The organism is Nonomuraea sp. K271 (genome assembly GCF_009908215.1).
Classification (GTDB): Bacteria; Actinomycetota; Actinomycetes; order Streptosporangiales; family Streptosporangiaceae; genus Nonomuraea; species Nonomuraea longispora.
In genome coordinates, this window is the sequence record NZ_JAAAHR010000048.1 from 1 (window position 1) to 12,643 (window position 12,643).

General features: G+C 67.2%; 15 protein-coding genes and 1 tRNA gene. 6 read left to right on the forward strand and 10 right to left on the reverse strand.

What is annotated here, in order from left to right; translation table 11 throughout:
* The first annotated feature begins 30 nt into the window (after positions 1–30).
* The 3 genes from GUY59_RS18515 to mscL are packed head-to-tail and all read left to right on the forward strand — an operon-like array spanning position 31 to position 1,846.
* Positions 31–837, forward strand: coding sequence for an S-methyl-5'-thioadenosine phosphorylase (locus GUY59_RS18515; protein ID WP_138208518.1), 807 nt, complete (start codon positions 31–33; stop codon positions 835–837).
* On the forward strand, positions 834–1,424 hold the full coding sequence (locus GUY59_RS18520) for a flagellar biosynthesis protein FlgA (protein ID WP_252375264.1): 591 nt from the start codon (positions 834–836) through the stop codon (positions 1,422–1,424). The genes GUY59_RS18515 and GUY59_RS18520 overlap by 4 nt, the downstream gene beginning before the upstream one ends.
* Positions 1,425–1,447: 23 nt before the next feature.
* Positions 1,448–1,846 (forward strand): large conductance mechanosensitive channel protein MscL, encoded by a 399-nt coding sequence (gene mscL / locus GUY59_RS18525; protein ID WP_138208517.1) that lies wholly within the window; start codon positions 1,448–1,450, stop codon positions 1,844–1,846.
* On the opposite strand, the gene GUY59_RS18530 is transcribed toward mscL, so the two are convergent.
* On the reverse strand, positions 1,843–2,931 hold the full coding sequence (locus tag GUY59_RS18530) for a D-alanyl-D-alanine carboxypeptidase family protein (RefSeq protein WP_236667269.1): 1,089 nt from the start codon (positions 2,929–2,931) through the stop codon (positions 1,843–1,845). The genes mscL and GUY59_RS18530 overlap by 4 nt on opposite strands.
* Positions 2,932–3,086: 155 nt before the next feature.
* The gene (locus tag GUY59_RS18535; protein WP_138208516.1) at positions 3,087–3,584 is read right to left on the reverse strand and encodes a hypothetical protein; all 498 of its coding nucleotides are present in this window, start codon (positions 3,582–3,584) and stop codon (positions 3,087–3,089) included.
* Between the two features lie 150 nt (positions 3,585–3,734).
* Here GUY59_RS18535 and GUY59_RS18540 point away from each other — a divergent pair.
* The 3 genes from GUY59_RS18540 to GUY59_RS18550 all read left to right on the forward strand — a co-directional run bounded on the left by GUY59_RS18540 (position 3,735) and on the right by GUY59_RS18550 (position 5,282).
* Positions 3,735–3,807, forward strand: a tRNA-Arg gene (locus GUY59_RS18540).
* 221 nt (positions 3,808–4,028) lie between these two features.
* Entirely contained in the window at positions 4,029–4,682 is a 654-nt protein-coding gene (locus tag GUY59_RS18545; RefSeq protein WP_138208515.1) for an HAD family hydrolase, read from the forward strand.
* A gap of 195 nt (positions 4,683–4,877) precedes the next feature.
* Complete coding sequence (locus GUY59_RS18550; protein WP_138208514.1) at positions 4,878–5,282, forward strand: hypothetical protein; 405 nt, start codon at positions 4,878–4,880, stop codon at positions 5,280–5,282.
* An 8-nt stretch (positions 5,283–5,290) separates the two neighbouring features.
* On the opposite strand, the gene GUY59_RS18555 is transcribed toward GUY59_RS18550, so the two are convergent.
* The 8 genes from GUY59_RS18555 to GUY59_RS18590 form a co-directional block, all read right to left on the reverse strand.
* Positions 5,291–5,584: a WXG100 family type VII secretion target gene (locus tag GUY59_RS18555; protein WP_161714601.1), complete on the reverse strand. Its 294-nt coding sequence runs from the start codon at positions 5,582–5,584 to the stop codon at positions 5,291–5,293.
* A gap of 2 nt (positions 5,585–5,586) precedes the next feature.
* Complete coding sequence (locus GUY59_RS18560; protein WP_161714602.1) at positions 5,587–7,344, reverse strand: hypothetical protein; 1,758 nt, start codon at positions 7,342–7,344, stop codon at positions 5,587–5,589.
* A 954-nt stretch (positions 7,345–8,298) separates the two neighbouring features.
* Positions 8,299–9,663 carry a tyrosine-type recombinase/integrase gene (locus tag GUY59_RS18565; protein WP_138201847.1) on the reverse strand — a complete coding sequence of 455 codons (1,365 nt, stop codon included), beginning with the start codon at positions 9,661–9,663 and terminating at the stop codon, positions 8,299–8,301.
* On the reverse strand, positions 9,660–9,851 hold the full coding sequence (locus GUY59_RS18570; RefSeq protein ID WP_132634771.1) for a helix-turn-helix transcriptional regulator: 192 nt from the start codon (positions 9,849–9,851) through the stop codon (positions 9,660–9,662). Before GUY59_RS18570 ends, GUY59_RS18565 begins: the two co-directional genes overlap by 4 nt.
* Complete coding sequence (locus tag GUY59_RS18575; RefSeq protein ID WP_138201851.1) at positions 9,848–11,179, reverse strand: replication initiator; 1,332 nt, start codon at positions 11,177–11,179, stop codon at positions 9,848–9,850. The genes GUY59_RS18570 and GUY59_RS18575 overlap by 4 nt, the downstream gene beginning before the upstream one ends.
* Before the next feature lie 249 nt (positions 11,180–11,428).
* On the reverse strand, positions 11,429–11,590 hold the full coding sequence (locus GUY59_RS18580; RefSeq protein WP_161714603.1) for a hypothetical protein: 162 nt from the start codon (positions 11,588–11,590) through the stop codon (positions 11,429–11,431).
* Positions 11,591–11,603: 13 nt separating this feature from the next.
* Complete coding sequence (locus GUY59_RS18585; RefSeq protein WP_138201846.1) at positions 11,604–11,930, reverse strand: hypothetical protein; 327 nt, start codon at positions 11,928–11,930, stop codon at positions 11,604–11,606.
* Between the two features lie 11 nt (positions 11,931–11,941).
* Positions 11,942–12,640: a DUF2637 domain-containing protein gene (locus GUY59_RS18590; RefSeq protein WP_138201845.1), complete on the reverse strand. Its 699-nt coding sequence runs from the start codon at positions 12,638–12,640 to the stop codon at positions 11,942–11,944.
* Positions 12,641–12,643: the final 3 nt, after the last annotated feature.

The window sequence follows — 12,643 nt, forward strand, 5'->3', positions numbered from 1 at the left end:
CCCCTCCCCCGCCCCGGCTACTCTCTCGCCATGGTCACTCGCGCAGACATCGGCGTCATCGGCGGCTCGGGCTTCTACTCCCTGCTGGACGACGCGGAAGAGATCGAGCTCTCCACCCCCTACGGACCGCCGAGCGATGTCGTCACGGTCGGGCGCATCGGCGCACGTTCCGTGGCGTTCATCCCCCGGCATGGCCGCAACCACCGTTTCCCTCCCCACCGCATCCCCTACCGCGCCAACCTCTGGGCGCTGCGCTCACTCGGCGTGCGGCAGGTGCTCGCGCCCAGCGCCGTGGGGTCGCTGAAGGCCGAATACGGCCCTGGCACCCTGGTCGTCCCCGACCAGCTCATCGACCGCACCTCAGGCCGCGTCCAGACCTATTACGACACCGATGGTGCCGTCCACGTCCCGTTCGCCGACCCCTACTGCCTGTCCGGCCGGGCCGTGGCCGTGCGAGCCGCCGAAGCCGGCGGCTGGGAGACCGTCGACGGCGGCACGCTGGTGGTGATCGAGGGCCCGCGCTTCTCCACGCGAGCGGAGTCGCAGTGGTTCGCGGGCAACGGCTGGTCGATCGTCGGCATGACCGGCCACCCCGAGGCGATCCTCGCCCGTGAGCTGGCCCTGTGCTACACCTCGCTGTGCCTGGTGACCGACCACGACGCCGGGGTGGAGACCGGCCAGGGCGTCACCCACGACGAGGTGCTCAAGTTCTTCGCGCAGAATGTCGCCCGCATGCGCACTCTCGTGACCGAGACGGTGCAGGCGCTTCCCGAGGAGCGCGGCTGCCCCTGCCCCGCCGCCCTCGACGGCATCGACCACCCGTTCGAACTGCCGTGATCCAGACCTGGCTGAGCCGCTACGGCCGTCGCCGCCGTCTCATCGCGGCGGCGACGGCCGCGGTCGCCGTCCTGTCCGCCTACCTCGCCACGCGCCCCGCCGACGGGCCCACGGTGCTGGTGGCGGCGCGCGACCTGTCTCCCGGCCCGCTCGACCCCGACGACTTCAGCCCCGTCCCGTTCGACCACCCGCCGTCAGGAGCGGTGCGCACCACGCGGGCCGGCCAGGTCCTCGCCACCCCGATGCGCAAGGGCGAGCCGCTGACCGACGTCCGCCTCCTCCACTCCTTCCGCCTGCCGCCCGGCATGGTGGCCGCCCCGGTGCGCATAGCCGACGCCGCGGCGGTCGAGCTCATCACGCCCGGCTCCACGATCGGCGTGCTGGCGTCCTGGCAGGAAGGCCTGCCAGCCCGCCAGATCGCGTCGGAGCTGACGGTCCTGTCCATCCCGGAGCCCACGAGGGAGTCCGGCGACGACCACGGCGCCTTGATCGTGCTCGCGACCACCCTGACCCAGGCGGCCGAGCTGGCCGCCGCGCAGTCCGGCGGCCGCCTTTCGATCACCATCAATCCGGGTGGCGGCACGTGAGCGCGCCGCTACCATCCATCTGCATGAGTGGATTCAGGAAGTTCCTCATGCAGGGGAACGTCATCGACCTGGCTGTGGCCGTCGTCATCGGGGCCGCCTTCAACTCGATCGTGCAATCGTTCGTGAAAGACCTGCTCACGCCGCTGATCTCGGCCTTCGGCGGGCTGCCCGACTTCGCCTCGCTCAAGATCACGGTCGGCCGGTCCGACTTCATGTACGGCAACTTCATCAACGCGGTGGTGTCGTTCCTGATCGTCGCCGGCGTCGTCTACTTCTTCGTCGTCAAGCCCTACGCCCACGTCAAAGATCGTCTGACCGCCAAGGTCGAGGCGACGACCCGCGACTGTCCCGAATGCCTGTCGGAGATCCCCAAGGCCGCCTCCCGCTGCGCGTTCTGCAGCGCGGAAGTCTCCACCGTCTAGAGCACCGAGTCGATGTCGGGGTCATATTCCCAGTGCCACGGCTCGATTGGACCGGTGTAGGCCCAGGGAGGATGGAACCATCCATACCGCTTGGAGTTCTTCTCCATCCAGACAAACTCCGCCGTCCCCGCCCTCTCCACCCCGCCACACAGATCGACGGCCAGCCCGAGCCCGTGGTTGCTCCGCCCCGGCACCGCGGCGAACCCCGGCCGCCGGTAATAGACCGATTGCTGCTCGGCGAGGCTGCGGTAGGCGTCGGTCACGCACATCGACTTGCCGAACCGCTTGCGATACGCCTCGTTCAGGCTCACGAACGCGATGGTGGCGTCGGCTCTGAGACTGTGCCCCTTCTGCTGCAGGGGGCAGAGCATGCCCTTGGGGATCAGCCCGTTGGGATAGTTATCGGCCGTCGCCGCCCGCAGCGGGTTGCACCCCAGCGCGTCCCGCCCGACTTTGTCGACCTTGATGCCCAGCTTGACCAGCGCCGCGGTCACCGACCTCACGATCTTGTCCGACCGCTTGCGCAACGTGTCCACCTCGGCCGCAATCTGCGCTTCGGCCAGGAGGTTGCCGGCCCGCAACTCCTGCGCCTCAGCGGCCAGCCGCTCGGCCTCCTTGTAGAGCGTGCTGGTCTGCTCGACCGCCTGTTGCCGCATGTTCACCATGTGGGTCGCATCCGTCAACGCCCGCAGCGTCTTCTGATCCGACGTACCGGACAGAAACGGAAGCACCCCGTCCGCCGCCACCGGCTGCTCGTACATCAACTCGACCATCTCGGCCACGGGCCGCCGCATCACCGCGAGCCGACCCTCCAGCTTCTGCAGGGCGGTGAGCTTGGATGCGAGCTGCTTCTCCGAGGCGGCGATCTCCGCCCGCCGCTTCTCGAGGGCCTTGGTGGCGTCCTCGAGCTCCTTGGCCGACTTCTCGGCCTCCTGCCGCAACGCGGTCAGGCCGGAGGGATCACGCGGCTTGTGCACCTCAGCCCGAGCCTGCGCGGGCGGCGTAAGGAGGGAAGCCATCGCCATGACGACCGCGATCAGACCCGCTGACCGAGGGGCTGGCACGTTCGACTCCTCCGTTTGCAAACTCGTTACCGGGGTCAGGCACGCACGTTACTACAGCCCTCAGAGTGTCCGGAGCGAACTCCGAAGAGCTGTTATGAGACAAAAAACCCACTTTGTACGGTCAACCCACAACGCGCCCTACCTAGCAATCAGTACGCCGCCCACCGGTCCACGGTTCAGATCCCCGGCAGCAGCCCCCTATCAGCACCCGTCCCCGGATCCACGGCCTGCTGCCGATCCCGGCACAACTCCCACAACCACGTGTCCGCCCACTCCCCCGGGCACGACGCCTCCGTTTGCGCAGGCAGAGGCGTCACCCGCTCCTCGACCGCCACCCGCTCGGGCTCCGCCTTCTCCTCCGATTCCGGCGCGGGGACGACCGGAACCCGCCGAACCGGCTCAGCAGCCTCCCGGACAACAACCGGCACCACACCCTCGTACACCCGATCCGGATGCGCGGGGGCAGGCAACCGCACCGGTGCCAACACCGCCATCCCGCCACCACGCCCAACGCCGTAGTCGACACCGTGCCCAGCACCGGTCACCCGTACGTCCCGCTCGAACCCCTTCATCTCCCCCGCCAACAACCCACCGGCAAGGATCGCCGGCGCCAGCAACGCCCCGAACAACACAACGGGCCGCCGACGGTTACGCGCGCATCGCCTCCTGGTCACAGGCAGACGCTATCCACGCTTGCCGAGGCACAATCCGATCACTTGCCATGCCTTTACCGCAGCCCAGAACGCCCATAACCAACCCGGCCAAACTCACCCCGGCTCCACGTCCCACGCAGTGCCAGACTTTCGCTAGGCTTACGAGGGTCCGCCTCCGTAGCTCAGGGGATAGAGCACCGCTCTCCTAAAGCGGGTGCCGCAGGTTCGAATCCTGCCGGGGGCACGTATCTCCACCAGGTATTTTGGCCTCTGACCTGCGGTTTCCCAGCCGCAGGTCTTTTGCTTGTCAGGCCTCCGGTAAGCCGCCGGAGGCACCCATATGCAGCCGTAGGACAGAGTTCTGGGGACATATGGGGGATGATCTTGATGACGTTTCCCGAGGTCAGCCGCAGGTAGTGGGGACGGGCTGTCGCCGCGGGGGCGCTCGTCTCTAAGATCGGGGTCGTGCAGCGCCTCGCCCTCTTTGATCTAGACAGAACGCTCATCGACCTCGATGCCGCGTTCGCCCGGTGGGCTGAGGAGTTCGTCAGTCAACAGCACCTGGATCCCGAGGCTCTTACCTGGCTCGTCGGCCAGGATCGCGACACGCACCCACATCGAGAAGCATTCTTCAGCAGGGTGCGCGAACACTTCGGCTTGGCGGAGAGCGTCGAAGGGCTATGGGCCGGCTACCGCCGACGCATGCCCCACCTCGTGCAGTGCTACCCGGGCGTCCTGGCTGGATTAGCCGAGCTACGCGCCGCCGGATGGCGCGTGGGCATCGTCACCAACGGCATGGCCGACAACCAACTCGGCAAGCTCCAGCAAACCGGCCTGGCAGACGCGGTCGACGGCTACGCCGTGTCAGGGGTCGAGGGCATCCGGAAACCCGAGACCCGACTCTTCGAGATCGCCGCCCAGCGATGCGGGACCTGCCTCGACCGTAGCGGCTGGATGGTCGGCGACAACCTCATCGCCGACATCCAAGGAGCACAGTCAGCCGGCCTCCGTACCATCTGGGTCGATCGGGGAACCTCGCCAGAAGCCGAGCATCAAGCCGATCATGTCGTCACCGACATCACAGAGGCCATCGCCATCATGCATGACAGGTACAGCTGAAGGCGCATCGGTCGAAGGTGCGCAACCGAGTTGCGGAACTTGGTGCATAGCGGGCATACAAGGTGTACGCGGGAGTAGGGGTTAGGTAATGTCCGGAGCGTGCGCCCAGATACTCGCCGACTGTCTGTCGCTGCCGCAGCGCTCCTCTCTCTCGCGGTTGTCACTGGTTGCACCGGAAACGCCGAGAAGCCCACCTTGGACGAGGCGTCGAAGCAGCTCATCACGGACGGTGACAAATTACTGGCTTCTCAAGCGTTATCGTCTACGGGCTCGGCGACCGCGACTGAGAAAGCCGATCAAGACAGCGAAGCAGGTTGCCTGAAGGGTCAGGTTCAGCGCTTCTTCCGTGCACAAGGTGACCTCAAAGGTCCGCCTCAGGTGAAGTCGCCTGGCAGCGTGGTCGCTCTGATGTCGAGTTGGCTACGGCTGCGAAACTACGAAAAAATTGTGGATGACCTGGATCTTCGCGACGAAAACCTCGGCACGGCTGTGTTGCAACACCCAACCACGGGGATCACGTTCCTGATCACCGTACGCAACGGGCAGGAGCCGAACATCCTGATCGTCGGCAAGACCAGCTGCTACGAACGCGACAGTTGACCAAAGAGTCAACTCGGCATCTGTGCCGCCTCCATACGTACAAGTTGCGCCTGCTTACGAAGGCGATCAGCGGTGGTCGTGCAAGCATCTCGGAGTTGGCTGATCTCGCGGTGCAACTGCACGGCCTGAGTGGCGAATCGGTCCGCAGCCGGCCCTTTCCAGAACGTGTCGACCGCTTGGGGTCTTGCCAGCATGCCTGCGAACACCTCTTCCAGCGCTTCGGCGTAACGCATGAGGTTGGTGGCCAGCAGTTCCTTGTCGGCCGCCTGCTGGAAAAGCTGGCTTTGGCTAGGGATCGTCAAGCTCACCCTCCTCGTTGCTCCAGCGCCTTCTTCAAAGCATCGAAAAGCCGTCCACGGAACGACATCCGCACCACATTCCGTTGAGCCTCTGTCAACGGCTTCTGACCGTGTTCGGCCAGCGAATCATTCACCCAATCGGCCTGTTGTTGCACGATGCTGTCCGCGACGGACGCCGCCGTAGCAGGAGTCTTCTTGTCGAGATAATCTGTGATCAGCCCCTTGAAGCCGTCCTTGGCTTCGTCCAGTCCGGCGTCTCGGGCAGTGGCCACGGTGGCGTCCTGGATGGGCCAGTACTTGTTGGACAGCCAGGAGATGGGCAGCAGCGCGACGGTGGCGAGCCAGTCCGCGTATTCGTCGTCACTCCACTCCGCGTGGGTCGAGCCGCTCAACATCAGATTCGCCGCCCCACCCGCGAGAGCCTCACGCTTGGTGTATTCGGCCTGGACTGCTTCATCACCGAACGGCCGGAACCGGCCGATGTCCAAGCTCTGCGTGTAGTCCTGCGACGCTTTCATCAGCGTCTGCGCCGCGTCCTTGTCCTGCATCAGGCCGCCCATGAACCGGGAGGCCTCATCCGTGTGAACGCTGTCCCATGGCGACGTGGGAAACGTGGAGGGCAGGTCCGGCGAGTCGCGCTTCGACTGGCCGCGGGCGAGCTGATCGAGGTAGGGCCCCACGTACTTCGCCAGGGTCTCGCTGATCGGCGAATCATGGAACGTCCCCCACCCGCCGCCGATCCACGGACTGTCCTTCGCCCCCATCCCCCGGATGATGTTTACCCACGCCTGCTCCCGCACGCTGTCCACCCCGGCTCCCGGCTTCAACGCCTTATCCAGCACCCCAGCCACTTTCCCCTCGAACCCGGAGATGCCGCTCATCCGTACGCGCTGCGGGTGCAGCAACCAGCCCGCAGCCTCCTTGTTCTGGGCCAGTAGCGTCTGCAGTGCCTGAGGGTTGGCGTCGTAGGCCTCCACCAGCACGTTCAGGTTCCAGTTCTCGCTGGTCGGGAGATCGGCGGTGAGCGGACGGCCCAGCACTTTCAGGGCCACCTGGTTCAGCAGCTTGGTCGACGGTTTCGACATCGCGACGATCGCCGTCAGCACCCCGGGCTGCGTGGCCTTCATGAACGGGCCCTGCCACTCCTCGCCCAGCCTGCCGGCGCGTTCGGCGTTGGCGTAAGCCTCGGCCAGCGGCCCGAGCGTCTCACGGCCTTCCTTGATCGCGTTGGGCGACAGCCCTTTGTCCATGGCCGGGCCGCGGTTCTTCATCCAGTGCATGAACAGCGCGCGGAACTTCTCCGGCCCGAGGGCGGAAAGAACGGCAGCGGCGTAGGCGGGGTCGTTCAGCTTGCCTTTCATCACCGCGGTGGCCGCTGTCACCTTGCGCCAGCTCTCCACCGAACTCTCGATTTCATGCTTCCTGAGCGCCTCTGCGATGGGTGCCGCGTCTGCTTTCCCCTGCCGCGCGGCCTCGTTCTCGCTGCCGAACGTGAAGATCACGCTCATCAGGCCGTTGCCCGAGGTGGGGACCATCTGTTTGAGCGTGTCCATCCGCCACTTGAGGTCACGCTGCGTCTCGTCGAAGAACGCCCATGACCGGTGCATGGGAGTCACTCCCTGCTGGCCGGTCCACGCCTCGCCTGCTTCCGCGATAGCCGTCTCAAGACCATGTCGCGTGCTGGCCAGGACGTTCTTGCCGGTGGACATCTGCTGGACCAGTTGTTCCGCCCCTCGGGGGTCGATCCCGACGAACTCCCCCATGGACCCCTCCCAGAGGGTGCGCCTACAAGGGAGGAGTCAAACACAACAGCCAATGCCGGTAAATGCCTTCACACTTCCCTATAAGCAACCGGAATTACGCGCACCACGGCATCAATCGCCGTATTCAGGACGGACGTCGCACCCAAGCCAGCAGCGCGGCACTATCAGTAGAGGGAGTGACAGGCCCGATTGCGGATACGGAACTCGGGACGGGTAGGCGGGAACAGCTCGTCGCACTTCGCGGCGATCACCGGGGCCCATCGATTTCTGCCTGTTTCTCGTGGTTTCGTGTCTCGGGTGTCTCTCGCACGGCCGGCAGGGATCGCGGCCTTCGTGGGTTTGGCCTCTGAAGCGTTCCGATGAATCCGCCGTGGCACTGCCACGAGTGGCGATCGCCGAGAGGGCCTTGCCGGTTTCGCCTTCCTCTTCGTCGTGCTGGGCGTTGTCGAGGGCAATGCCCGGGGCGGGGGTGTCGCCGGCGAGGTAGGCCGGACCGAGGGCGCCGTGACGCTCGGTTGGGGGGTCGGTCGTGAAGCGGAGCTCGTTCGTGAGGAGGCGGTGTCTGTGCCCCATGCCATCGACCAGATGCCGAAGCCTGCGCAGGCGAGGAAACCGGCGATGAGCGCCGGCCGGACCAGCCGGTCCCGATCTCCGAGAAGTGATCGCTGCGGTGGGGTGGGGTTCGAGTACTTGCGCCAGCGCAAGGAGTCGGACACGGCGACAGGTCGGAGGCGCCGCCGGAGTGGCAAACCGTACGGCGGGCGCCGCGGCGGACGGGGCTCTTCAGTCGAAGGGGCGGGATGGTCTTGATCTTCGCGCATGATCCTCCCTACTCACTGCCCGTACTGTCAGCGTCCCGCAGAGGGGCTACGTCTAACGGGAACGACTCGGTAAAGGCAGCGGTGCAGACGAGCGGCCCCGGGACGGCCGGGGCCGGAGATGGATGAATGTGGGCTACATGTCCAGGGCGTCGTTGATCTTTCCGTTGATCTGCTCCTGCTGGCCGTCCATGCACTTCGCGTAGACGCGCAGCAGGACGTCAACGCTGTGCCCGGCCCGCTTGGCGACCTCCGGAGCCGGGACACCCGCGTTCAACCAGAGCGACACTGCCGCGTGGCGCAGGTCGTACGGCCGGGCGGCCAGCGACGAGGCGACCTGTGCCGGGGTTAGGGCGAGCTTCCGGGCCTGCTGCCAGACGTAGGAATGCGCCGAACTGGAGTAGGTACCGCCGGTTCTCGTGCTGAAGATCCTGCCGTCCTTGGCTGTGCCGAACTCGGCGATGTGCTCGCGGAGCATAGCGACCAGGACGGGCGGGATCGGGATCTCTCGTGTCTCCTTGTCCGCGCGGTGCTTCAGGCTGCGCGACTCGTGAGTCTGCCCGGAGTTGGTCCAGCGCTTCGTTGCCTGAGGTCGCGCCCGCTCCAGGACGATCAGGCCCCAGCCCGTCTCAGGCAGCGTGCAGTTGCTCAGCCGCAGGTCCGCCGCCTCCTCCGGCCGCAGCGCCGCGTAGTAGATGCAGCCGAACAACGCCTTGAGCCGGGGACCCCGGTTGCGCCCCACCTTGGGCACGGCGTCAAGGAGTTGCCGCGCCTGTGCTGGATTGACCACCGTGCGCGGATCGATGACCGTAACGGCCCTCGGCGCCGTCCATTTGATCTCGTCCAGCGGGTTGCTGCCGAACGCCTTCTGCTCCACCGCGTGCTCCAGGAGGTGATGGAGAACGGCGCGCTTGCGCCGTACCGTGTTCGCCCCCGCCGGAGCGCCGGCGAAGGTGATCGAGAGGGCGTCAAGTGCCGTACGCAGAACGTGCGGCTCCTTCAGCGCGGACAGCGGAACGGATGCCCGCTCCAACCAGCCGAGAGCCGCGGTTTGGGCCGCAGTCAGGCTGGGCCGCCTCTTCTCCGGGATGAGTGCGTAGATGCGCAGGACCTCTCGCAGTTCTCCGGGAGCAGGACGGCGCGGCGCGTCGGTCACCAGAGCCGGGACCAGCGACAGGAGCGCGTAGGCGTCCGTCTCCCGGGTGCGGGCCGCCGAGGCGTTCCAGCGGCGCAGCACGTACGCCTGAGCGAACTCGAAGAACGTCGGCCCGGAGGACGCACGCGCGAGCGTCGACACCGGCAGGCCGGTGGCTACGTCGAACTCCTCCCCCGCCTTCGCCGCCTGCCGCAGGTCGGACAGGAAGGCGTTGGCCAGGCCCTTCGTACGGAAGCTTCTGGACCTGGGCTTGCCCGCGACGCGCCAGCGGGCGATGAACGTGGGTGTCTCGCGGTCCGTACGGTGCTGGACCCCGCCGAGCTTGACGTCGTACGTGGTGTTCATGCCGCCTCCCGTCGCGAGTCCAGCCAGGTGATGAGGTCGCTCCGCCAGACGCGGAGTTCGAGGTTGGGCAGCTGCACGCACACCGGCGCACGGCCGAGCTCGCGCCAGCGGTAGAAGGTGCGGCGGGAGACCCCGCCCAGTTCGGCGAGGACCTGCGGAACGGTCAGCAGCTCGTCACTCCTGCTCATGGGCGATCACCGCCACTGCTCGGAAGGCGGGTGCCGGTGAGCGCCGCCGCGAGGACCTGTTCGCCGATGGAGAGGCCCTGACCGGCGTACTCCCAGTGGGCGACGACGAGCACGGTGTCCTCGTCGAAGAGCGGTAGCCGTCCGGTGGTGATCTCCTCGGCACGCATGTGTTCCTCACGCGCGGCGCGGAGCTCCCCGAGGGTGGTCGAGTAGCGGCGGCTCTTGGTGGAGAAGTGACCGCGGAAGCCGAGCATGTGAGCCCACTGGACGAGCCTCAGGTCGGCCAGCTCCGGGTGAGCCCCCAGACTCATGCAGGCGGCGATCAGCCGGCGGGCGTGCTCGCGGACAGGCAAGGCGTCGAGGTTGTCGAGAGGCTGGATACGCCGATCCAGCGTGCCGACGCATTCGGCGGCCTTGGTGGCGTACTTGGCGATGTACGCGGCAACGGCCTGTTCGGTGAGATCGCCGTCCATGGTGATGCGACGGACGTCGAGTTGGGTGCCCCAGCGGAAGCTGCGGCTCAGCGGCTTGACCTCCGCCGTGACGACCGCCGCCGCATGCCGAGCAGCCAACGCCAGAGCATCGGCGGTCGCCCAGGCAGGTGGCGGCGAGGACGGGCCTTCAGGACCGTCGAGGCGGATGACGGCGTGGAAGTGGACGACGCCGCGGCGCTGGTATTCGGCGACTTTGGCGAAGGAGATCGTCACCTGCTCGCGCAGCGCCTTGACCGTCAGCCCGTTGAGCCGGGCGAAGCGACGGCGCAGCGCCAGCGTGAAGCGTCGCCACAGCTCAGGGCTGATGGCGTTGAACAGCACCGACCCCTCGTAGTCGTAGCAGTCCGGGCACAGCGGCTCGCCGAGCCGCTGATCGTCGGCGCCGTGCCGGTCGGTGCAGGACATGACCCGCCCGTGCGGGCAGGTCTCGGCGGCGCGGCGAGCGTGGCAGGGCAGGACCTTGCCGTTCCTCTCCCGCCGCGCGTGGACCGCTCCAAATGAGGGAGCCGTGAGAGTCACGAACAGGCATGGGTGAGCGCTGACCGTCTCCGGCACGCCCTTGCCGCCGACCAGCCCAGCCCGGACGAGTTGGTACGTGTCGGCCCGGTAGACCTCGGCGCAGGCCGGGCAGCGGGAGACCCGCCGGGTCTTGCACGGCACGCGAAGGATGCCGTTGGGTTCGGTTCGGGTGGTGTAGCGGTGCAGGAGTCGGCCGGTGGCGCGATCGTAGTGGTCGACTTTGCCGTGGAGGTGGATGGGCTGGCGGCAGCCGCCGGTGCGCTTGATCTGGCAGGCCCAGCGGTCGTAGTCGGGCTGGTTGAGCCGGTGGATCATCCCGGCCACAGCATGAGAGTGGGCAAGGTTGGGCAAGATGGGTTCCGTCCTATCCAGTGACGCTGGTGTGGATGGCCCCCGGCCTGGCGCGGATCTTGGCGGATGTGTGGCCAGGCGGGGGGCGCTGCGGCTATGCGCCGTGGTTGTCGATGCCGGTGCCGTGGCAGTCGGCGCAGGTCTGGTCGTCTGTGAGTCCGGTGCCGTTGCAGGTGCAGCAGCGGTAGTGCGCGAGCGTGGTGTCCATGGCGGTCACCGGTTGTCGCGCGGAGCGACGCGGACGTAGACGCGGTACTTACGCGGGTGGGCCCGGTCGGGGAACGCCCTGGACATCGCGGTGACGGTGAAGACCTCACGCAGGTGGGTCAGGCCGAGCGCGATCTCGGCGCGGTTTCCTTCGAGGCGGATACGCATGTTGTTGTTCTCCTTAGGCATTGGGCTTGATGCAGCCCCGGTAGCTGCTCTCGGCGTCATAGAGGGCACGGGCTGCGGCGGGGATCGCCACGGCGCGGTATTCGACGGGTCCGAAGTGGATGGAGGTGGCGTAGTGGTCGTACGGGGAGTTCCCGGCATCGACGCGGGAGCCGAGGATGACGGCGATCCGGTCGATCTCGGCGCGTAGGTCCTCGTCTTCGGCGCGCTCCGGAATGTGACGAAGGGTGAGGCCGGACGAGGTCGGCACGTCCGGGTGGGTCTCCAGGAAGATGGCCAGGTTGAGCAGGCCGTTGATGAGAGCTCTGCGGTGATCTCTCATGATGGGTCCTTTCATGAGGCGTCTGCTGTGGCCAGCAGGGTGCGGAGCAGGTCTGAGGCGAGTTGGTCGGACACGCCCAGCCGGGACCGGAGGAGGTCGCGGGTGATGGGCTTGCCGTGCTTGGTGTGGTGTTCGGCGGCGACGCGGCGGGCGTAGTCGACGAGTTGCGGGTCGGGTGCGGGTCCGTCGTTCTGGCTGTTCTCGTCGGCGGGGACGAGCGCGGGACGGTCCGCAGGCGGGACGGCTTGCGTTCCCTCCGGGACGGGCGGGGACGCCGTTGCCCAGGTCGAGGACGTCCGCGGGACGTCCGGGGACGGTTCGGTACGGCTTACGGTGGCGCGGCGTTCGAGCATGGAAATCGCGACGAGGAAGGCGCCGGCGGGTGTGGCTGCGGTGATCCAGCCCCAGACGGTCGGGGCGGCCTGTTGCAGGTTCGCGGCCAGGGACAGGACGATGCCGCCGGTCAGGACGAGGACCGGCCAGGAGACCGGGCCGCGCCGTGCTTTGCCGGTCTTCCTGTCGCGCTGCCGTTCGCGGGCGGCCATGACGCAGGTCAGGTCGATACAGATGGCGACGGCCCAGGCCATCCAGCCGTGCTGGCCGTTCTCCGTTGCGGTGTCGCGTATGTGGGTGAAGGAACCGGCACCGGCGATGGCGGCCAGGACGAGCACGGGCCCGGTGTCGAGCAGCCAGGCGGCGAAGCGGCGCATCTC